Here is a 20,086-nt window from a genome sequence, read left to right as displayed (position 1 = left end):
AAGCCGCTCCTCGCGGCTTTTTATTTTGCTTCAAATAGTTTTGAATATTCCCCGTAGCCTTCTTCTGCTAATCTTTCTTTCGGAATAAATTTAAGAGCAGCGGAATTAATGCAGTACCGTAATCCTGTTGGATTTGGACCATCATTAAACACATGGCCTAAATGGGAATCTGCCGATTTGCTCCTCACTTCGGTGCGAATCATAAAATGGCTTAAATCCTGCTTTTCGGTCACTTCATCCTCATGTATCGGCTTAGTAAAGCTCGGCCAGCCGCAGCCGGCATCGAACTTATCGAGGGAACTGAACAGCGGCTTCCCGGAAACAATATCGACATAAATGCCTTCTCTTGTTTCATTCCAATATTCATTGCGAAAGGGAGGCTCCGTCCCACTATTTTGGGTCACCTCAAACTGCATCGGTGTTAAATCTTTTTTTAACTGATTCAAATCTTTATTCTTCATTCGTGTTTCCCTCCCCAGTGACTTTGAATATATCCGGCGCGTCCTGAGCCAATATGATACCGTTCGTAATGGGCTGGATTTTTCTTATAATAATGCTGGTGGTACTCTTCAGCCGAATAAAAGGTTTGTGCCGGTAAAATTGGTGTCACAATCGGTTTGTTGAAGCGGCCGCTCTCCTGCAATTTTTGTTTGGATTCTTCCGCCTGTCTTTTTTGCTGCTCATCATGGTAGAAAATCGCTGTCTGATACGATTGACCGCGATCGTAGAATTGACCACCAGGATCGGTTGGATCAATTTGCTGCCAAAATAGCTCAAGCAATTTTTCGTACGGAAAAACCTCAGGATCAAAGGTTATTTGAACCGCTTCATAATGCCCGGTTGTATCACTGCACACCTGCTGGTACGTCGGATTTGCCACGGTCCCCCCTGTATACCCGGAAATCACACTTTTAATGCCAGGCTGTTCATCAAACGGTTTTACCATACACCAAAAACAGCCGCCAGCAAATGTAGCTAGTTGGTTAGTCCTTTCCATGTGCCCACCCCTTTATTTACTTTGATTAAAAGTATACAAAATCCAAATCCAAAAATAAAATTCCCTGACTGAAATATAAAAAAGAACCGGATCAGTCATATTGCTGATCCGGCTGAAAGTCTCTTAATATTTACTTCGTTGCTTTATTTGCTTATTAATATTCTTCCATTGCTTTCTTACTTCCGCTTGTGCTCGTTTATCTGATTTTCGTTCAATAAACGCGAGCTCCTTTTGCAGCTTGTTATAGCTCGTCAGGCGTTCGAAAGAAAGGGTTCCTTCATGAATGGCATGCACAACAGCACAGCCTGGTTCATCTTTATGCTGGCAATCGCGAAATTTACATAAATCTGCTAATTCTTCAATATCTGAAAAGGTTTCTGATAGGCCATCCGCACTCTCCCAAAGCTGCAGCTCTCTCATTCCGGGAGTATCGATTAACACACTGCCATTCGGTAATAAGACCAGTTCCCTGTGTGTCGTCGTATGGCGCCCTTTATCATCGCCCGTACGTATCTCTTGGACCAATTGCTTTTCTTCACCCAGCAATCGATTCGTTAAAGTCGATTTTCCAACCCCTGAGGAGCCGAGCAAGGCAATCGTTTTTCCATGCTGCAAAAAGGGTTCCAGCTTTTCTAAGCCTTCATTCGCTTCAACACTTATGGGAATCACCGGAACCCCGCCAAAGGCAATCGCTTCGACCTCAGCCGCTTTCTCAATTACATTGGAGCAAAGGTCGGCTTTACTTAATACGATAACCGGGTTTGCCCCGCTTTCCCATGTTAATAAGAGATAACGTTCTATTCTACGTAAATTTAAATCCTCGTTTAAAGAATTGACAAGAAAAACAGTATCCACGTTGGCGGCCACTATTTGTTCCTCCGCCGTACCTCCTGCCGATTTTCGTGAAAATTTACTATTTCGCGGCATGATTGCCAGGATCGTTCCTTTACCTTCCGCAAATCTAGGCTTCAAGCTGACCCAATCGCCAACAGCAGGATAGTCCTCTCTCAACTGAGCATTAAAACTGAACTTCCCGGATACCTCACATAATAATTCTCCCTGCTCAGTCCATACTCTGTACATTCGTTTATGTTCCAGCGCCACTCGGCCAAGAAGACATTCGTCATTTGTTTTTAATAGTTCAAAATTCTTTTTAATCGATTCGGTTAATCCAATCATTTCTAAATTCATCTTTATTCCTCCAGCGAATATTTTTCCAAAACAAAAAACCATAGGCACACACAGCCCATGGCTTTATTCGCATACGAAAATAAAGACATAAATACCTAAATGGATTGGTGTTGGGCTGTGCAAACAATATTCAAATCACGGATTACATTCTTCACTTCAATTAACATTGCACATCACCCACTTTCAGCATATTTGATACTAGTATATGTTTAAATTATCCATTTGTCTATAAAAAATGCAAAAAATCCATTTTGCGGAATTTGATGATAGGCACCTGACTAGGAAAGTTTGAATAAATTAAGATGTAATTAATTAGCTGGGAGCTGAATCGTATGTATGAAGAACGAACACATTTCGATTACCTTCAAAAGGCCGCGATGTATGATATGCTGGCGCAGTTTTATAAATACACTGACCCAAGCCTTCATATTCATTACTATTTAAAACATGTGAAATACATGAACAAAGCATTGTACATGATGAGGAATCATTCTCATGAAGAAGCTATGGTCCGTTTCGTTCATACTTCCTATGATTCCCCTGAAGTTGATATTTATATTAATGGACAACGGGCAGTCCGAGAGCTTGGATTCAAAAGTGCAAGTAACCCACATTCCTTAAAAGCTGGCAAATACCATATAGATATTTATCCCGCCGGAAATTTAGTGGAAAGCATCCTAAATAAAACAATTACGGTCGAGCCGGGTAAATCCTATACCCTTGCTGCCATTGACTCGGTCAAAAAAATGCGTCTTCTTATGTTTGAAAATCATCCTGAAGTACCAGCAAATGAAGCAAAGGTCCGCTTTATCCACTTATCACAGGATACCAAGGGACTTGATATTGCTGTCAAAGATCGGGATGTAATTTTCCCGAATGTATCTTATAAGCAGGCAACGGAGTATTTAGGGCTAACACCAATGACAGTAGATCTAGAGGTGAGAGAAGCAGGCAGCAGGATGGTGCTTTTACCAATGCCTAGTGTCCAGTTTAAAGGAAATGAAAGCTACACGATTGTTTTTGTTGGCGGATTAAAGGAAGAGCCCGATCTACAATTTATCACTTTAAAAGATGCATGAACACAAAATAAGGTGCCTCAAACAAGGCACCTATTTCACGGGAACTAATATCGTAAAGGCGATATCATCCTTTTTTAAATTGAATTTTTTCACTTTAATTTTGAGATCACTCTTAAGCTTCAAATTTTGCATGTTCACATACACTTTTTTTTCATTCGGGCGAATGTCTACTCCCATAGGAAGCTTATAGTTTTCACGAATAAAGTTTAGCACATAGGAAATAGGGAGATTTAATCGTCCGATGGACATCGTTTTTTGTTTTAAGACTAAGTCCCCATTTTTAAGCGCCTTCGGTTCAAAAGTTAATTTCAAATTAATTTCTTCACTAAAAAATGGCAGAATTCCGTATAACTCCACTTCATCACCTAACACAACCCGATAATCAATCTTCGAATCGGCAGCTTCCTCCTGCAAATAATGATTGATCAACCGATTTAAATCGTTTTTGTTTGAATTGACCTCGAAGGAAACATAATCTCCACTTGGGCCTTTTAATTTTCCATTTTCTTTATCATCTGGCGGAATCATTATCAGCGACAGCACGATAATAACGCACAGAAGGTTAATTCCTAACAAGAGGAGAAAACCTATTTTCCATTTATTTTTCATAAAATCTAATTCTCCTCTGTACTAACCATATAGGGCTTCTTTTCAAGATCAGGGATTACCTGTTCACCGAAGGTATCGTTCAACCTTTCGGCAATCAATTCATAGCCTTTGTCATTTGGATGAAAATTATCAGTATACAATAAATTTTCATTCGCATTTAAAAACACATCTTCAATGGGGACAAAATAGGCATTGGGGTAATTGGCTATCACGGTTCTTCCAGCATTATTCCAATCTGCTACGATCGTATCCATTTCTTCAATATCAGGAAACCATTTTGAGAAAGGATTATATAATCCGACTAACACAATTGAGGCATTTGGATTTTCATGGACAATGGTTTCGAAAATTTGGGTTAAATGCTTCCGATAAGTCTCTTCTTCCTTATCAAAAACAGAAAGTTGCAGATTAGATAAATTGTCCCTAACCACTTTCATAATATCGTTTCCGCCAATCGTTATGACCACCACATCTGCCTTTTGCAGGTCAGACTTCATTTCTTGTGATTGGAGCCTTTTTAACAATTGGGTAGTCCGATTGCCTTTGACACCATAATTATAGAAATCCACTTGTTGGATTCCTTTTTCTTTTTCCAGCAAAGTGTCTAAATAAGGCAGGTAACCACCTTGATTGGTACTATCCCCGACACCTTGAGTTAATGAATCTCCAGCTGACAATACCGTTAATTTCCGCGGTAAAAAATCAGCGGGAACAGGCTCAAAGACTTGCGCCGCCGTTTGCTTTGCCGGATTTAGAGTCAAGTGATTAGACCCAGAACAAGAAGATAAAAATAAGGCCGAGAGAATTAGAGGGGTGAAAAACTTTTTCATCTTTATTCACCTTCCTTCTAAATTATTGTTATTATAACACGATGAGAAAAATTCAAAACAAATATGCCCTAATTTCCTTTTAGGGCAAAAAAATAGACCTCCTTAGAGATCTATTGCAACGTTTTGATATTATCGATGATTTCATCATACGGAACATCCTTAAAACCAGAATACGATTTTTTGATTTTTCCATCTGGACCCACTAAGTAAAAATACGTTTGATGGATAACTTGGTCACCCTCAACTGGTTTTTTCACCAATGTCTTAAAGGAATTCATGGCATATTTTTCAATATACTCTTGAGAATAACCTGTTAATAGTGTCCAGTTATGAAGGTCCGCTCCATATTGTTTTGCATAATTTCCAAGCTTTTCAGGTGTATCCACCGTTGGGTCTACACTAAATGAAACAAACTCGACATTTTTTAAGCCTTCGTCCTTAACCATTTTTTGCAGCTTGGTCATATTTGCCGTCATTGGCGGGCAAACATCTGCACAATTTGTAAACACAAAATCCGCAACCCAGATCTTCCCTTTTAAATCCTTCAAACCAAATGACTTATTGTCATTGCTGGTAGCAGAAAAATCTTTTACTGGCCAGTTAACAGCACCCTCTATTTCTTTTTTTCCACATGCTGAAAGTAAAAGCATTAACATAAGTAGTACGACAAATGACAATCGGAGCTTCATATTTTCACCTACAACCTTTTCTTTTCCATTACGTGAATAGTTTAACAAAGATTAGAAAAAGAAGAAAGAAAAAGGCGCTTTAATCAATGACTCCTGTTTTAACAATCCTATTTTTTACATGCACCTCAAAGCTTGCTCGCTTATATATTTCTCTCCATTCCTTTTTGGACAGATTTTTCCCGCGTAAATGTGATTTATATTCATTTCCGATTCCCACAGGGTCCACACCTAGTTTTTGAAAGTACTTCATTAATCCTTTGATGTCCTTCTCCATCGCGTGATTTAGTTTTTTTTCAATAAACTTAACTGAGGCAGGATTCGAATAGTCCAATGCTTCCGTGGATTCCAATAAGCGAGAATCCAACGTTACCTCTACTTTGAATTTTAGATTTTTCTTGTCAATTAGTTTGAGCTTAGCATGACTGTTTATATTATCAATGTCAATAAACAATTTGCTGTACACATCTCGAATCGAATGCTCTCCTTTTTTCATTCGAATCTTTTCAAAATCAGAACGTTTAAAACCAAGTTCATGGGTCCCTGCGTTATACTTATCAGTTAAAATTTTTAAATAAAAGTGCTTTTTTGGGCCAAGTTCGGCAACATATCGGTCATCCTTAAAAAGGGCTAAAGCTTTAATGATTACATCTTGATTTTTTACCATTAAAACAGGCAGCACCGGGTCTTTTCCGATATCATAATAATTATGATTGAATTCCTGCAGCGTGGGGGAAAGTATCTGCTCACTTTCAACATTTTGTTTGATTAAATTGTATAGGTAAGTTCCAAGGCTGATTTTAGAGTTTGTTTTGTCCACTTCCATAATCTCTTGAGCTGAGCCATCAGCAACTGTTAGGTATACCATATTTCCGACGGCTGAATCCCGATTGAGTGCATCAACTAGCTGGATGACTCCTTTCTCTGCCAATTCCTTGCTATAAATAACACAGCGCAGTTGTCCAGAAACTAGCTTTTGATTGGATTGCAGATTCTGACCTTGTCTTAAACCTTTACTCGTATTTGCTGTTGTGGTAATCATTTTTGTAATGTTTTGTGCCACTGGATCAAACTGATGAACCACCACAGTTCCTTTAATCACATTTTTCTTTTCCAAATCATAGCCTACGGCTGTTATGAGACCCAATTTTTCAAGCTGTTTTTGCTCGACACAGCCGGAAACATTGAAAACAAATAAAATCAAGAAAGAGAAGAAAATTCGTTTATGAACCTTGAGCATTGGCTGCTTTCCTCCTCATAAACCTTTTCTTCATTAATACCATGGCAGACAGCATCACCGGATAACAAAATGCCAGGCCAAATCCCATCTTTGCGACATAATCTGTCACTGTATTCATTTGACTCCGAGTATGTACGAAAAAAGCCAGAGCCCAACCAAGAATCCCAATGATCCATATTCCATATTTCTGCTTCATGTTGATGACCCTGCTAAATCCCTTTGATGCCGCCCAAAGATACGCACTCATATTGGGTAAAATAATCAACATCCAAAAGGAAACGGCAATAAATTCAAATCTCTCTAAATTAGGAAGGCGAACAATTTTAAACATCGATAAAACAGGCCATATGGTACGAGCCAAACTATCTTCGGCAAAGAAAATAATGGAAACCAGTGTGACAACGCTAAAAAGGATAGTTGTATATAAATTTCCTAATTGTGCATACAGCAGAGAATTTTTTTTATCCTTTATAAAGGGATAGAAAAACATTAATAATTCAAATCCCATCATTGATAGGCAGGAACCGTACATGCCTTTTACTAGGTGCTTGATATCAACGTTTAAAATAGGAAATAAGTGCGTCGGATCAGCATATTTCATCGGTACGATGAGAATGGTGACAAGCCAAAGTGTTCCTAATACTGAAAGAAAAGCTAATCCGATCACAATTCTAACTCCCCCTTGTACAGCATATACAGACAAAGCAATTAGGACAAGGGAGAGCTGCCAGGTCGGTAAATTTGGAAAGATCCAAACCTGGACAATCTCGATATAATTCATAAAAATAGTAAAAAAGCAGGCTGATAAGTAGATCATATAAATGATGTTCAAAAAATTGCCCAACCATTTTCCAAACATATCAACTTGAATTCCATACAAATCTGCACTGTCATATTGTTTAAGCATTAAAAACATGGCCCATATGACAATACCCGTAATCACCCCCGCGAGAAAGACGGAGATCCAGCCATCATGTTTAGACTCTAAATAAACAATTCGTGGAAGTCCAACTATTCCCACCCCTGTTTGCACTTTATGAATAAAAAAAATAAGGAGATAAGCGTTAAATAAAAGCCCTACTCGTGGATGTAAATTCACTTTCATTTCGTCCCGCTCCTATTCATCTACATCCTTCTTTTGTTTTGCCTTTTTGACAGGAAACCGATCATTGTCAATCGGCTGATTTGTTGCAGGCCTTTTGGAAAGATACTCAAGGGGATACCTGAACATACTGTATCCTAAATCCGAAAGTCTCAGTGGATATGCTGGAGATAAATAGGGCCGTCCCAACGAATCTAGTCTTAATAGATGAATCAGGAAAAAACAAAAGGCAACCATTATACCAATCCCACCCCAAAAGCCGGCCAGAATAATAATCGGAAACCGGATGATCCGAATGGCCGTACCCATTAAATAACTCGGTGTTGTAAACGACCCAAGGGCACTAAGGGCAATAATAATAATTAAAATATTACTCGTAAATCCCGCATCCACTGCCGCCTGCCCAATAACGATACCACCAACGATACCCATCGTCTGACCTACTTTAGTAGGCAGCCTTGCACCCGCTTCTCTTAACATCTCAATAATAAATTCCAGCAGCAATGCCTCAAATACAGGAGGGAAAGGGACATTGGACCGTGATTGCCCTAAAGAAACTAGCAATGGAGAAGGAATGACTTCATAATGGTACGTTAATACGGATACATATGCTGGGGTCAAAAGCACAGATAAAAAAATAGCTGTTAGACGGAGCATCCGTAAGAAAAAAGCCATATTCCAACGCATATATATATCTTCGGTTGATTCAAAAAAGGTAAAAAAAGGAGTAGGCCCATAAAGAGCTGCAGGACTGCGATCCATTAACACTGCAACCTTACCACTTAATAAGGCAATAGAAATCCTGTCCGGCAGTTCCGTGGTCATTAATTGCGGAAATACTGACCAGCTATTGTTTTCAATCAATTGCCCAAGAACCGTAGTATCAGGAATATAGTCAACCTTTAAATTTGAAATTCTCTGCCTAAAGGTTTCTACATTGTTTGGATCAGCGATATCTTTAATATAGACAATCTTAATTCTTGCTTTTACCCTTGTACTAACTTCAACATCCTCAAAGCATAATTGCCCATCCTTAACATTACTCCGCAAAATATTCACATTAATCGGAAGAGACTCTGTAAACGATATTTTTGGTCCGTAAACGAGCGCTTCTGTTTCTGCCTTTTCCAGGGACCTTTCAGCTGTCTTGCTTACATTTGCCAGCAGTCCGCATGGTTCACCATCAACATAGATGTAGACACTTCCTTCGATAATAGAATCGACAATTTCATTAAGCTGATTGGAAGCAGATAATTGAGCAATCGGAAGAATTTGGGCAACCTCTTCAACCGTCATATTCTTTGAAAAGTTGGTTTGCAAGGTTTGAAGGATAAATTCATCAAGGCTGGATTTATCAATTAAACTACTTAAAAAGCTTGTTAAAATCTTTTTCCCATCTTTTTTAATGGTTCGAAAGCTGACATCTGAGCAGGATGCAAGTGCCTCTTCTAATTGCTTTTTAAGTTCATCGACATTTAAACTATGCGATTTATGTTCCTCTGCCTGCTTTTTATCTAATCTCCACTTGAACATATTCAACACCTTTAATCCGACTGTTTTTTTTATTTTTACCAAAAAACCAAATTATACCCAAAAGAAAACCGCGCATACATTGGTTTCATTCAGAAAATGGATATGATACAATGAATGAGTATTCATTCATATTTTAATAATTGGAACCTTTTAACTAATGGAGGTGTTTATCATGAAGCGTTTTGGACCAATCATGGTTTTAGAAGGCCCAAATAACAGCAAGGTCCCTTATTCCCGAAGCTTATTTATCAATGATTCTGAAAAGCTTTTGATCGATACGGGAGCAGACCCTAACCTATTAAAAGAGATTTATGAGGATTACGGACTGGACTTAATTATCAATACACATTACCATCCCGATCACACTCGCTTTAACCACTTTTTTACGGACATCACAAAATGGATAAACCCCATCGAATTTGAAACGTCACGCTCTATTGAAGGGGTGGCTAAGGCGAATGGCGTTTATCAGGAATGGGGCCCGATTGGTGTGGAGGAATGGAAAAAGAATATCCCGCAGGAATGGGTGAAAAACCTCGGAGAAATAACGGGAACCTATGATTATGAAGTGGAATATCGCTTTGGAAACGTGAAGGTACATTTTCTTCATACACCTGGTCATACAAGCGGGCTGTCATGCCCTTACTTCCCGGAGCAAGGCGTTGTATTTGCTGGTGATTACGATATGACCTCTTTTGGTCCATGGTATAACGGTACGGATGGGGATATTGAGGATTTTATCACTTCCGGTAAACGTCTGCTGTCCCTTGATGCAGAAACCTATATTACCGGCCACCAAAAAGGGATTTTTTCAAAGCAGGATTTTCATATGGCGATGGATAAATTTCTTGGAATCGTTGACCGGCGCGATCAAACTATTGAGAAATATGTCCGCGATGGACTTTCGTTTGAAGAACTCACAAGCATCGGAATTTTCTATCCCAAAAAAAGTTTGGAAAATACCATTCTTAAAACATGGGAACGGAGCGGCATCCGCAAACACCTGGACAGATTAGGCTTATCGGTTCTCGAAGCTCCCAAAAAAGCAGTAAAGACAAAATAAGGATGGCGCCGATGGCACCATCCTTTTATTAATCGACGTAATACATTAAGGCTAATGCACCTGGTCCGGTATGGGTACTGACAGTTGGACCAGTGCAATCAATTTCGATGTCTTGAAGGCCGGTTATTTCAATAATACTTTCTTTTATTTTTACCGCCAGTTCATATGCTTCGGCATGAGCAATTCCAACGCCGCGAATCGTCTTCCCTTTTACATCCTCGGCAAACTGCTTGACCATAAATTTGACAACCTGGGAATGACTGCGCACCTTGGTAACGGGCGTATATTCCGCACCCTCAAGTGAAGCAATCGGCTTGATATTTAAGAGAGAGCCGATGAAGGCCTTACCTTTTCCAATCCGCCCTCCTTTAACCAAATTCTCTAACGTATCCACCATTAAATATAATTTCGTATGATCGCGAATCGATTCTAAACGTTCAAGGATTTCCTCCATGCTTTTCCCCTGCTTTGCCATTTCAGCTGCTTCCTTAACTTGAAAGGCAAGGGCCTTGGAAATAAATTTTGAATCGACTACGGTCACTTTTGACTCTGACATTTGGGCCGCACTTGCTGCTGAGCGAACCGTACCGCTCATTTTTCCGGTCATGTGGATAGACAGGATTTCATAGCCTTCTTGGCCAAGGCGATCGTAAACTTCTAAAAAAGAACCCGTTGAAGGCTGGGAGCTTTTCGGCAATTCATCTGCAGCGCTCATATTTACAATAAATTCCGCCGGATCTAAATTCACTCGGTCCAAATAGGTTTCTCCATTTATCGTTACCGATAACGGCACGATGACAATCCCTAATTTTTCGGCCGTTTCTTTGGAGATATCTAACGTTGAATCGGTTACAATTTTAATCTTGCTCATATGTTCACTTCCCTAATGTTACTGCTTTGTATTATACAGGTTTGGGGGAATGATTGGAACAAAATCAAGGGTTTTCGTTATTCATTTTGTTAAAACAGGGGATATGGAACCCCGGTGTTTGGAACAACTATTAATTACCGTCTCTTCATTTTTTACAGGCTATTGGGCATTAGGACCGTCTCCTAATTACCGTCACTTCATTTTTTATGAACCTGTGGGCATTAGGAGCGTCTCTTATTTACCGTCTTTTCATTTTTTATGAACTCCAGGGAATTATGGCCCATTCTTAATTACCATTTTATAATTTTTGGAGGCTATCAGGCATTATGCCAAGCTAATATTTCCCTTTACTAAAGTTCGCGGGCAGTTGGATCTAAGGGTCAGCTCTCATTAATATAGCCAATAACAAAAAGAACACCGGTTTCCCGGTGCTCCCCTTACATTAAGCATTATTCTTTAATTCTGCCACTTTAAATAATTGTTCATAATCCGGCCATCTCATGACCTTCTTCAAGTAGTCTTTAAAGGAGTAGCATTTTTTCGGGCTTGGCTCCTTGCAGATTGACGTAATATACGTCTGTAAACGGACTTGGATCATAAATTTATAAGCACTATCTTCCCCCAATACAGGAATTTCGACGACTTTAACCTTCTGTCCAATATCATTTTTGAACTCTAGGCTTTTGAATAACAAAATATCAATCCTCTTTTTCACCCGTTTGGCTATATTATACATCTTTTACTTCTCGAAATGTGTCTAAATATGCTTGTGTGGAAAAATAATTTGTGAACATTTTAAATGACATTTTCTTTATGAGATTTTGTACCTTACTATTTAAACGATAAAAAACGTACTGACTAACTTGGCACATAAAATTGTTTTGTCAAGGAATCATTTCTGGTATTTAGAAGAGGATTAAATTGTTTGAAGATGAATTTGGGGATCTTTCAAAATGCTTAAAAAGACCTTGATTGACAACGTTCATAATTCAAGGCCTTTTACACAGGCTTCTCAAGCTTTCTTTGCCATCTTAGAAAAAATTGTATGAATAATCCTGTCAATATAAGGGCAACACCAGTTATAAGAATATTAAACCTATTAGTTCCGGTTACTGGAAGTTTTGGCCCATCTGCAGGTAGGACACCGCCTAAAGTACCTTCAACATAGAATTTCAAGACAAATTTACAATTCAAACCCTGATATTTGTTTTCTAATTCATAAGGGACAGTAATATAAAAATATAAATCCTCTTTTGACTTACTTTTAAGTAAACGTGGATCCAGTTTTTCAAATTCATGAAGTCGACCTTCAAAAACTACTAACCTACTATCATAAATCCTTAAGGTTAATTGATCAAAGAACTCTTTTGAGCCCTCTGTAAAATTACTTTTTACAATATATCTAAAATCATTTTCCTCTCCATTATTCATAACCATAATTTTTCTTTCAAAACTATCACCAGGTTTTATATTACGTATATCAAACAAGACTTTTTTGGGAGCTACCGTTAAGTCTAATAAATTTTCTTCTGTTGAACCAAAAACTTTATTAGGGAGCACGATAATAAGGATTAATAAACAAATGAAATATTTTTTCATACATTCCCTCATTTTAAAACTTATTCTCAAAATAATAAGTTATTGTTTAAATACGTTAGTTTATTTTTATAAAGGGCGGAGAGTGCTCTCCCCGCCCATCTAACTTTAAATCGTAAAAAAATTATTCGTTTGGATTGTCTTTTGCATCAGTAATTTCAGTTACATTTTTGTTATCACTATTATCAGTATCTGCTGGAGTTGAAGGATGGTTTCCATTTGTTTTAATATATCCATTTTTATTAACTTCAACACCATCTTCTTGTCTAGCTTCTAAATTAAAAGCAACTTTTACACTATCGCCTTGGAATTGGTTCTGATTAGTATTGGTTGGGTTAATAAAGGTAATTTGTATGCCAATTCCATCAGAATCATTAACAGGAAGTCCTGTTGGTGCAATATTTAATCTATTACCATCAGCATATCCAGGCTTAATATTAGTATAAGTATGAGCAACTAAATCCGCTAATGTAACATTACCATTTATCAAATCAACACGATCCGCCCATGTTGGATCATTTTCTGGATTTTGAACTCTGAAGAATTCTACTTTAAATTGAGATAAAAATTGGGTAACACTACTATCAGTTGGTTTACCTTTAGCCACCATTCCGTCTACGAAATCAGAAGATGTTACCTCCATTAATACATCCTTAATTGATAAAGAGCCACTATTTTTTAGAACAAAATATCTTTTTGCAGTATCACCAGGCTTCATGTTTCTTAAATCAAAATTAATTGCACCTTCACTATCTTTTAACACATCCAAGTTTAAAGTTCCAGCAGCAAACTGATTATTTACTGTAGCAGTGTCATTGAAGTATGCAAAAGTTCCTCCACCAATCAATGATAAACCAAGTGCTGCTGATGCTGCTCCCAAACCTAATTTCTTTTTAATACCCATTATTATTCCTCCTTGTTTTCTCCCTCTTTTTGAGGTATGTAGTATTTTTATATTGAACCCTTATGCTTTACATAAGGAGTGCAACCGTTAAACTTGTGCTCCTTTTCCCTGATCAATAGCTTTTATAGCCTTAAAAATCGTTATACCTGAGTACGCTAGAAGGAACAATCCTGGAAGGATAAGCAATAATGCTGTTCCATTTTTTGACTTTGCAAAGTCCATAAAATACCCAACATATGGAATGGTGAATCCTGAATATTCAGCTACAACATTTTGGGCTAATACAGGATTAACATCTTTATCCTCATTGTTATCGCCTTTTGTTTCAAACATGGTTCGATTTTCATTTTTAATAACTTTAATGATTCTATGTGTTACAAGTTTCGATTCATCCATTTTAAAGGTAACAATGTCACCCTTTTTAAGATTTTCAGTATCCTTTAGTGGCTTCACTGCAATTATTGAGCCCGTTTTAAAGGTAGGTTCCATGGAACCAGATAGTACTGTTTTCAACTGGTACCCTAGGAAGTTCGGCTCCCCTCCCAAAGCCTTTGATGAAACTACGACAACAATCATAAAGATTAGTACGAGAAACAATATTCCGGTAATTATATTACTAGTAATTTTCCAAACTTTTTTTCCGGTCATAAAAACACCACCACTTTTTTAAATTGTTTATTTCTTGCTTGTAGTTACAGCAATCGATATTCCCGAGGATTCCTTCCCTGAACTATCTACAGTTGTAATTTTGTAGGTATATTTGGTATCAGGCTGCAAGTTTTCTTCTTTAAATTGACCGTCTTTTATGTTGTTTCCGACTGGATCTTTACTATCATTTTTGTAAATCTTAACGGATGAAAATGTTGCATCAGACCATTTTGGATTTTCCCAAGTTAAGGTAACAGAGTTGCTAGTATGTGATTCTTTTATTTTGGTTACTTCAGAACAAGGTGCATTTGTATGATCATCACAACCGTCTTTATTATGTCCAGGGTTATCTGGATCAGTTGCCTCCCCAGTATTTTCATCAGGTGAGTCAGGACCATTTCCTCCCCCGGAGTTATCTTTACAATATTTGTGCCAGAAGTCTGAGCCATTTTTTACATCTTTACAAAAGTCTTCTGCAACACCAATGGTGCCGCTAATCTGCTCTTCATCATTAAAGTAAGCTCCAGTATCGGAGGTAAGATACGAACTTGATAGGATCAGAAGATACCAAATGGCAACTAACTGAGCAGCTATGGCAAGATTTTTTCCTCTCTTCTTGAACTTTTTCAAACGTGTGTTTCGTATGGTATTCCCTCCCTCACTCGTTCTATGAAATGGAATAAGCCCCTTAGGTAGGATATTAAGAACGAAGTTGGTGACGTTTTTTAACATGTTCATCAACTTCCTTTTGAGCATCGTTTCGTTCCTTATAACGAACTTATAAGTTGAGTATATGCCAAAATAAAGAACTTGAAAAACCTCATATTCCGCGAAATTTTCTTAATATAGAACGATTTTACTAGTTTTCTTCAATATTTCTCCTATTTCCTTACTATTTCGTTTTTATTAACGAATATTTCGTTCTTATTAATGTACGACTCTCTAATTAATATTTAATGTGTTTTTTTACATAAAAAAACCCTGAGGTTTGGCTCAAGGTTTTTAGGGATTAATTAATTTACTTAGGTGCATTTGAACGGTTGCCTTGATCTAAAACTTGGAAGGTTTTTTTACAGTATTCCTTGTTTTCAACATAAACTGTCGCCGTATACCATTGATCATTTGCTACTGGATAATCAAATGTAGAGAATTGAGCATGATAGTGAGGCGGATCTACCCGTTGAAAATCTATAGTTCCATTTTTTGGAGTAAATATATAGTTAACGCTCCCGCCGTTTACAGATGGGCCTGTGACTACTAAACGAACATTTTGTAATATTTCATTTTCTAGATCCCCATGGGAATCACGTAAATGAAATTTAATCGGCACCGTTGACTTTTGGTGTAAGGTAAAATCACGATTGCTAAAAGGTGGTTCAAAGCATTGTCCATCGATGGGAATCTTTTCCTCATGACCAATGGCTGTAAAATCGAAGGCTACTTCTGATGCTTTTCCTTGAACTTCATTTCCTGTTTCATAAGGAAGTTCCATCGAAAAAGTTAAATCATTGTTTTCAAAAGCAGCGATTGTTCCTAATGGGAAATTAATGAAATCCTTGAATTTTCCTTCAAATAGTGGTCCAGCAGCATTTGATACCCTTAAAATAAACTGATTATATAAATAATCATCTCCAGATATCTTTCGAGTGCTTACTGAGTAATTAAAATCCAGGTTTCCATCATTGTTTACCTTTAAAATGGATGTTACCATATCCCCGGGTTTCATATTGCCCACATTAAAGAATACTTCCGATGGGGATGTGGAAATATCCACTTTATACTCTTCGTTAGCTTTAATATTCTTTATCTGAAATAAAGTAATTAAAAGGACTGCTGATATTATGATGGTAACACCCATGAAAATGAGTTTGTACTTTCGCACTTTCATCCCTCACATTGACTAGGCTTATTTAGTTGTAAAAATTGTTTTGATTCTCTCCCCCTTTTAAATTTTTTCTTCAATCATTTTTATTCTTAATAAAGAACAAACCTACAAAGTATTATCTCTTACTATAAAAATATTTGTAAAATGGCAAATCCCCTTAATTTCAACCGTTTTTAACGATTTTTCTCTTGTTTTCTCTTTTTTACTAATTGCAATTGTGTTTTATAAAGAGTATATTGTTCTCTATAATGTACTTACATCAAGATTAAAATTGGATTAATATCAAAGGGGTTTGGGATTATGATCGGGATTAAGATTAAGGAGATGAGGCAGGAAAAGGGTTATTCTATTAGTGAGCTGGCGAATATAGCAGATGTTTCGAAATCGTATTTAAGTCATATCGAACGAGGATTACAGTCCAATCCTTCGCTCCAATTCTTATACAAGGTCGCAAAAGCATTGGGGACAAATCTTGAATATTTATTGGAGAAGGATCACACCGAAAAAGGGGCCCTCATTGAATTAGATGATGAATGGGTTGTGCTAATAAGAGGGGCTGTGGAGGATGGACTAAAAAAAGAAGACTTCCGGGAATATCTTAACTATATAAAATATCAAGCCTGGATGAAGGAACAAATGAGTAAGTAATAGAACGTGAAAAAAGACCTTAAGAGAGGTATTCCACTCTCTTAAGGTCTTTTTATTTATGCTTCCACTAATTCTTCTTCCTGCAGCTTTTTCAACCGTTTCCGATAAACAAACTTAGATAAGTTGATGCTGACCTCGTAAAGCAATAAAAGCGGCAGCGTTACGACAAAGTCAGACATAAAGTCAGGCGGTGTGATTACAACCGCTATAATAATTAAAACGAAATACGCGTACTTTCGGATTTTTGCTAACACAAACGGATTGATGATTCCTAATGAAGTTAAAAACATAACGACCACTGGGAGCTCAAATAATACCCCAAATGGAAGGGTCATATTCATGATAAAACTAAAATACCGTTCCGCAGTGAAATTCGTGACAAACATGCCCTGTCCCATATTCACTAGGAATTTTAAAACCATCGGGTAGATGACAAAATAGCCAAAGGCTAGTCCGCTTATAAATAAGAAAAATAATGCCGGCACATAAGATAATGTAACTCTTTGTTCATTCGGTTTTAGCGCTGGCTTTACAAATAACCAAATTTGTAATGCTAAAATAGGAATCGTTACAGCTACGGCCACAACTGTAGCGAGCATAAAGTAAATCCACATGATGTCACTTGGTCCAAGAACCTGCAGTTTTTGATCTCCGACAAACCATTTATAGATATCCTCAACGTAAATAAAGGCACCGATAAAAAAAACGGCGAAGGAGACTACCGTAATGATAATCCTTTTGCGCAATTCTTCTAAATGGTCAACTAAGTGTAATTCTTTATCTTCCATATACTTCCCCTGCCAATTTTAAAGGTAAATATGATTTAATAAATATCGAGAAGAAAAAGGTGCAAGACACATATCTTACACCTTATTTAGTCAACTTTTCTTTATCATCCTTAATATCTTCCATTACATCTTCTGTTAATTCACGTGTTGATTTTTTAAATTCTTTTAGTGTTTGTCCAAAAGCACGACCAATCTCCGGAAGTTTCTTTGGTCCGAAAATAATCAGTGCTAACACTAAAATTAAAATTAATCCTGGAACGCCGATATTCGAAAACATGGATCTACATCCCCTTTAACTTTTGTAATTTCTACTACGATTATAGTACTGAAAAATCAATTTGGGTAAATTTTATGCAATATTTCATATTAAATTCACATAATCCACAAAAAAAATATATTTGTGAAAATTACCAATTGCTAAGTTTTAAAGCTCTCCTTAGACAATTTAACAATAACCAGTTTTATAGTCAATGGCAATTTATTTAATAGAATTTTTAAAATATTTTGGCAACTATTTTATTTTTGCATATAATTTGAGCATCAGGAACATATACTAATGGAAATTTGTAAGGGAATGGATGTGAGTTGGTTGGAATTTTCACTTTGTAGTTTTGACGGAGCCCTGCCAGTGGAAGTGACCATTGATGATGACAATGGTAGATACACCATTCGTAAAAGCGATCGGAGTGGAGAATATTTTAATAGCCCAAAAGAATTAATCGCCTGGGTCAAAGCACATTTCCGTGAAGAAGAATTTTGCCATCCACATGAATTTAGAGGCATGCTTGCAAAACTGACAGAGTATGAAATAAATGGATCCTATTTTTAAAATAAAGGTTAAGAAAAGCATCAGCGATGAGCTGATGCTTATTTTTATGCTATTCTTTTCTATCATAAATCCGAAATTCATAATCGTAAGGATTTTTTTCATCCTTTATCCCTTTTTCACGGGAAGTAAGTACCCACTTTTCATGATCAAATTCAGGGAAAAAAGTATCTCCGGCAAAGTTTTCGTATATGTGGGTAAGGTATAGACGGTCTACATATCGAAATGTTTCTTTGAATATTTCGGCCCCGCCGATGACAAAAATTTCATCGCTTTGTTCGCGGCAGTATTTAACAAAGTCCTCGACTGAATAAAAAACGGTACACCCCTCGGATTCGTAACCTTTTTGACGGGTAATGATGATATTCTCCCGGCCTGGCAGTGCCCTGCCAATGGATTCGTGCGTTTTCCTGCCCATAGCAATCGGATGCCCCATTGTAACCCGTTTAAAAAACTTTAAATCCTCTGGCAGGTGCCAAGGCAATTGATTGTCTTTGCCGATTACTCTATTTTCGTCCATGGCGACAATAAATGAAATCAAGCGCTGTCCCCTCCTTTGTTATAGATAATCACGTTAAACAGCTACCTCTGCTTTAATATGTGGATGCGGGTTATACCCTGTGATTTCAAAATCTTCTAGCTTATAATCAAAAATCGATGAAGGTCTGGTTTGTATCTTTAGTTGTGGCAAGGATCGCACTTCACGGGATAATTGTAATCTCGCCTGTTCAAGATGATTTAGATACAAATGAACATCTCCGCCAGTAAAAATCAATTCTCCCACTTCGAGGTCACATTGCTGGGCTACCATATGTGTTAAAAGGGCGTAACTTGCAATGTTGAAAGGAAGACCTAAGAAGGTATCGACCGATCTTTGCTGCCACATACACGATAGCTTGCCATCTGCAACATAAAATTGAAAGGCATAATGACAAGGAGGCAGTTTCATATCATCCACTTCACCAACATTCCAGGCATTGACAAGCAGTCTTCTAGAATTTGGGTTTTGTTTAATCTCGTTCACAACCTGTTCTATTTGATCGACAAACTCTCCATTTTTCTTTTCCCATTTTCTCCATTGGGATCCATATACCGGGCCAAGCTCTCCATATTTTTCGGAAAACTGATCATCCTCTATGATTCGTTTCTTAAAATTTTCCATCTCTTGATCATACAGTTTTTTAAATTCTTCATCTTCCTGACTTCTTAATCCAAAGTCAGTCATATCAGGTCCTTGATATTCATCGCTTTCAACCCATTTCTTAAACGGCCATTCATTCCATATATTATTATTGTGTTCAAGTAAATAACGGATATTGGTGTCGCCTTTTAAAAACCATAATAGTTCACTAGCTACCATTCGAAAGGGCACACGTTTCGTTGTTAAGAGCGGGAATCCTTTGCTTAAATCAAATCGGATTTGCCGGCCAAATACAGACAAAGTACCAGTTCCTGTACGATCCCCTTTTTGCACACCATTTTCTAATAAATCTTCCAGCAACTCTAGATAATCTCTCATTTATAATTTCCCCTCTGTATGTATTCTTCTTTTTACAACTAGTTTAAATAGCATTCAGTAAAAAATTTTAT

24 protein-coding genes are annotated in these 20,086 nt (G+C 37.4%); 4 read left to right on the top strand and 20 right to left on the bottom strand.

Annotation, left to right across the window (positions count from 1 at the left end; genetic code table 11):
• Window positions 1-20 precede the first annotated feature (20 nt).
• The 3 genes from msrB to rsgA form a co-directional block, all read right to left on the bottom strand.
• Window positions 21-461, bottom strand: coding sequence for a peptide-methionine (R)-S-oxide reductase MsrB (msrB, locus tag AC59HZ_RS03780; protein ID WP_496544537.1), 441 nt, complete (start codon window positions 459-461; stop codon window positions 21-23).
• Window positions 458-997 carry a peptide-methionine (S)-S-oxide reductase MsrA gene (gene msrA / locus AC59HZ_RS03775; RefSeq protein ID WP_496544536.1) on the bottom strand — a complete coding sequence of 180 codons (540 nt, stop codon included), beginning with the start codon at window positions 995-997 and terminating at the stop codon, window positions 458-460. Before msrA ends, msrB begins: the two co-directional genes overlap by 4 nt.
• Before the next feature lie 123 nt (window positions 998-1,120).
• On the bottom strand, window positions 1,121-2,188 hold the full coding sequence (rsgA, locus tag AC59HZ_RS03770) for a ribosome small subunit-dependent GTPase A (RefSeq protein WP_496544535.1): 1,068 nt from the start codon (window positions 2,186-2,188) through the stop codon (window positions 1,121-1,123).
• A gap of 332 nt (window positions 2,189-2,520) precedes the next feature.
• Between rsgA and AC59HZ_RS03765 the strand changes: the two genes are divergently transcribed.
• Window positions 2,521-3,267, top strand: coding sequence for a DUF4397 domain-containing protein (locus tag AC59HZ_RS03765; protein WP_496544534.1), 747 nt, complete (start codon window positions 2,521-2,523; stop codon window positions 3,265-3,267).
• 30 nt (window positions 3,268-3,297) lie between these two features.
• Here the strand turns inward: AC59HZ_RS03765 and AC59HZ_RS03760 are convergent, their stop codons facing one another.
• The 6 genes from AC59HZ_RS03760 to AC59HZ_RS03735 form a co-directional block, all read right to left on the bottom strand.
• A complete protein-coding gene (locus AC59HZ_RS03760) occupies window positions 3,298-3,876 on the bottom strand; it encodes a YpmS family protein (protein WP_496544533.1) in 579 nt (192 codons plus the stop codon).
• 5 nt (window positions 3,877-3,881) lie between these two features.
• Entirely contained in the window at window positions 3,882-4,706 is an 825-nt protein-coding gene (locus tag AC59HZ_RS03755) for an SGNH/GDSL hydrolase family protein (RefSeq protein WP_496544532.1), read from the bottom strand.
• 110 nt (window positions 4,707-4,816) lie between these two features.
• Entirely contained in the window at window positions 4,817-5,395 is a 579-nt protein-coding gene (locus AC59HZ_RS03750; protein WP_496544656.1) for an SCO family protein, read from the bottom strand.
• Window positions 5,396-5,474: 79 nt separating this feature from the next.
• Complete coding sequence (locus tag AC59HZ_RS03745) at window positions 5,475-6,632, bottom strand: Ger(x)C family spore germination protein (RefSeq protein WP_496544531.1); 1,158 nt, start codon at window positions 6,630-6,632, stop codon at window positions 5,475-5,477.
• Window positions 6,616-7,737 (bottom strand): GerAB/ArcD/ProY family transporter, encoded by a 1,122-nt coding sequence (locus tag AC59HZ_RS03740; protein ID WP_496544530.1) that lies wholly within the window; start codon window positions 7,735-7,737, stop codon window positions 6,616-6,618. The genes AC59HZ_RS03745 and AC59HZ_RS03740 overlap by 17 nt, the downstream gene beginning before the upstream one ends.
• Window positions 7,738-7,749: 12 nt before the next feature.
• Window positions 7,750-9,267, bottom strand: a complete 1,518-nt coding sequence (locus tag AC59HZ_RS03735; protein WP_496544529.1) for a spore germination protein — start codon at window positions 9,265-9,267, stop codon at window positions 7,750-7,752.
• A 172-nt stretch (window positions 9,268-9,439) separates the two neighbouring features.
• On the opposite strand from AC59HZ_RS03735, the gene AC59HZ_RS03730 reads away from it, so the two are divergent.
• Window positions 9,440-10,330 (top strand): MBL fold metallo-hydrolase, encoded by an 891-nt coding sequence (locus tag AC59HZ_RS03730; RefSeq protein WP_496544528.1) that lies wholly within the window; start codon window positions 9,440-9,442, stop codon window positions 10,328-10,330.
• A 28-nt stretch (window positions 10,331-10,358) separates the two neighbouring features.
• Here the strand turns inward: AC59HZ_RS03730 and AC59HZ_RS03725 are convergent, their stop codons facing one another.
• The 7 genes from AC59HZ_RS03725 to AC59HZ_RS03695 form a co-directional block, all read right to left on the bottom strand.
• The gene (locus AC59HZ_RS03725) at window positions 10,359-11,201 is read right to left on the bottom strand and encodes a DegV family protein (RefSeq protein ID WP_496544527.1); all 843 of its coding nucleotides are present in this window, start codon (window positions 11,199-11,201) and stop codon (window positions 10,359-10,361) included.
• A 442-nt stretch (window positions 11,202-11,643) separates the two neighbouring features.
• On the bottom strand, window positions 11,644-11,895 hold the full coding sequence (locus AC59HZ_RS03720; protein ID WP_496544526.1) for a DUF2535 family protein: 252 nt from the start codon (window positions 11,893-11,895) through the stop codon (window positions 11,644-11,646).
• Window positions 11,896-12,200: 305 nt separating this feature from the next.
• The gene (locus AC59HZ_RS03715; protein WP_496544525.1) at window positions 12,201-12,800 is read right to left on the bottom strand and encodes a cell wall protein; all 600 of its coding nucleotides are present in this window, start codon (window positions 12,798-12,800) and stop codon (window positions 12,201-12,203) included.
• 121 nt (window positions 12,801-12,921) lie between these two features.
• Entirely contained in the window at window positions 12,922-13,701 is a 780-nt protein-coding gene (locus tag AC59HZ_RS03710; protein WP_496544524.1) for a TasA family protein, read from the bottom strand.
• Window positions 13,702-13,788: 87 nt separating this feature from the next.
• Window positions 13,789-14,349: a signal peptidase I SipW gene (gene sipW / locus AC59HZ_RS03705; RefSeq protein ID WP_496544523.1), complete on the bottom strand. Its 561-nt coding sequence runs from the start codon at window positions 14,347-14,349 to the stop codon at window positions 13,789-13,791.
• 27 nt (window positions 14,350-14,376) lie between these two features.
• Window positions 14,377-14,979 (bottom strand): fibronectin type III domain-containing protein, encoded by a 603-nt coding sequence (locus AC59HZ_RS03700; protein ID WP_496544522.1) that lies wholly within the window; start codon window positions 14,977-14,979, stop codon window positions 14,377-14,379.
• Window positions 14,980-15,367: 388 nt separating this feature from the next.
• Complete coding sequence (locus AC59HZ_RS03695) at window positions 15,368-16,075, bottom strand: hypothetical protein (protein WP_496544521.1); 708 nt, start codon at window positions 16,073-16,075, stop codon at window positions 15,368-15,370.
• A gap of 459 nt (window positions 16,076-16,534) precedes the next feature.
• Here AC59HZ_RS03695 and AC59HZ_RS03690 point away from each other — a divergent pair, with 459 nt between their 5' ends.
• Complete coding sequence (locus AC59HZ_RS03690) at window positions 16,535-16,882, top strand: helix-turn-helix domain-containing protein (protein ID WP_496544520.1); 348 nt, start codon at window positions 16,535-16,537, stop codon at window positions 16,880-16,882.
• Between the two features lie 56 nt (window positions 16,883-16,938).
• On the opposite strand, the gene tatC is transcribed toward AC59HZ_RS03690, so the two are convergent.
• Together tatC and tatA are read right to left on the bottom strand one after the other, a co-directional pair.
• Window positions 16,939-17,670, bottom strand: coding sequence for a twin-arginine translocase subunit TatC (gene tatC, locus AC59HZ_RS03685; protein WP_496544519.1), 732 nt, complete (start codon window positions 17,668-17,670; stop codon window positions 16,939-16,941).
• 82 nt (window positions 17,671-17,752) lie between these two features.
• Window positions 17,753-17,947, bottom strand: coding sequence for a twin-arginine translocase TatA/TatE family subunit (gene tatA, locus AC59HZ_RS03680; RefSeq protein ID WP_496544518.1), 195 nt, complete (start codon window positions 17,945-17,947; stop codon window positions 17,753-17,755).
• 312 nt (window positions 17,948-18,259) lie between these two features.
• On the opposite strand from tatA, the gene AC59HZ_RS03675 reads away from it, so the two are divergent.
• Window positions 18,260-18,499 (top strand): hypothetical protein, encoded by a 240-nt coding sequence (locus tag AC59HZ_RS03675; protein ID WP_496544655.1) that lies wholly within the window; start codon window positions 18,260-18,262, stop codon window positions 18,497-18,499.
• 49 nt (window positions 18,500-18,548) lie between these two features.
• Here AC59HZ_RS03675 and AC59HZ_RS03670 read toward each other — a convergent pair whose 3' ends face one another.
• Together AC59HZ_RS03670 and AC59HZ_RS03665 are read right to left on the bottom strand one after the other, a co-directional pair.
• On the bottom strand, window positions 18,549-19,037 hold the full coding sequence (locus tag AC59HZ_RS03670) for a dihydrofolate reductase (RefSeq protein ID WP_496544517.1): 489 nt from the start codon (window positions 19,035-19,037) through the stop codon (window positions 18,549-18,551).
• Window positions 19,038-19,070: 33 nt separating this feature from the next.
• On the bottom strand, window positions 19,071-20,015 hold the full coding sequence (locus AC59HZ_RS03665) for a thymidylate synthase (RefSeq protein WP_496544516.1): 945 nt from the start codon (window positions 20,013-20,015) through the stop codon (window positions 19,071-19,073).
• Window positions 20,016-20,086: the final 71 nt, after the last annotated feature.

The organism is Neobacillus sp. DZ-9 (assembly GCF_059587065.1).
This window is presented reverse-complemented; position numbering and strand designations above follow the sequence as displayed.

Coding starts and splice junctions, on each gene's coding strand:
- msrB (WP_496544537.1), bottom strand. CDS start 461: ATGAAGAATAAAGATTTGAATCAGTTAAAAAAAGATTTAACACCGATG.
- msrA (WP_496544536.1), bottom strand. CDS start 997: ATGGAAAGGACTAACCAACTAGCTACATTTGCTGGCGGCTGTTTTTGG.
- rsgA (WP_496544535.1), bottom strand. CDS start 2,188: ATGAATTTAGAAATGATTGGATTAACCGAATCGATTAAAAAGAATTTT.
- AC59HZ_RS03765 (WP_496544534.1), top strand. CDS start 2,521: ATGTATGAAGAACGAACACATTTCGATTACCTTCAAAAGGCCGCGATG.
- AC59HZ_RS03760 (WP_496544533.1), bottom strand. CDS start 3,876: ATGAAAAATAAATGGAAAATAGGTTTTCTCCTCTTGTTAGGAATTAAC.
- AC59HZ_RS03755 (WP_496544532.1), bottom strand. CDS start 4,706: ATGAAAAAGTTTTTCACCCCTCTAATTCTCTCGGCCTTATTTTTATCT.
- AC59HZ_RS03750 (WP_496544656.1), bottom strand. CDS start 5,395: ATGAAGCTCCGATTGTCATTTGTCGTACTACTTATGTTAATGCTTTTA.
- AC59HZ_RS03745 (WP_496544531.1), bottom strand. CDS start 6,632: ATGCTCAAGGTTCATAAACGAATTTTCTTCTCTTTCTTGATTTTATTT.
- AC59HZ_RS03740 (WP_496544530.1), bottom strand. CDS start 7,737: ATGAAAGTGAATTTACATCCACGAGTAGGGCTTTTATTTAACGCTTAT.
- AC59HZ_RS03735 (WP_496544529.1), bottom strand. CDS start 9,267: ATGTTCAAGTGGAGATTAGATAAAAAGCAGGCAGAGGAACATAAATCG.
- AC59HZ_RS03730 (WP_496544528.1), top strand. CDS start 9,440: ATGAAGCGTTTTGGACCAATCATGGTTTTAGAAGGCCCAAATAACAGC.
- AC59HZ_RS03725 (WP_496544527.1), bottom strand. CDS start 11,201: ATGAGCAAGATTAAAATTGTAACCGATTCAACGTTAGATATCTCCAAA.
- AC59HZ_RS03715 (WP_496544525.1), bottom strand. CDS start 12,800: ATGAAAAAATATTTCATTTGTTTATTAATCCTTATTATCGTGCTCCCT.
- AC59HZ_RS03710 (WP_496544524.1), bottom strand. CDS start 13,701: ATGGGTATTAAAAAGAAATTAGGTTTGGGAGCAGCATCAGCAGCACTT.
- sipW (WP_496544523.1), bottom strand. CDS start 14,349: ATGACCGGAAAAAAAGTTTGGAAAATTACTAGTAATATAATTACCGGA.
- AC59HZ_RS03695 (WP_496544521.1), bottom strand. CDS start 16,075: ATGAAACCCGGGGATATGGTAACATCCATTTTAAAGGTAAACAATGAT.
- AC59HZ_RS03690 (WP_496544520.1), top strand. CDS start 16,535: ATGATCGGGATTAAGATTAAGGAGATGAGGCAGGAAAAGGGTTATTCT.
- tatC (WP_496544519.1), bottom strand. CDS start 17,670: ATGGAAGATAAAGAATTACACTTAGTTGACCATTTAGAAGAATTGCGC.
- tatA (WP_496544518.1), bottom strand. CDS start 17,947: ATGTTTTCGAATATCGGCGTTCCAGGATTAATTTTAATTTTAGTGTTA.
- AC59HZ_RS03665 (WP_496544516.1), bottom strand. CDS start 20,015: ATGAGAGATTATCTAGAGTTGCTGGAAGATTTATTAGAAAATGGTGTG.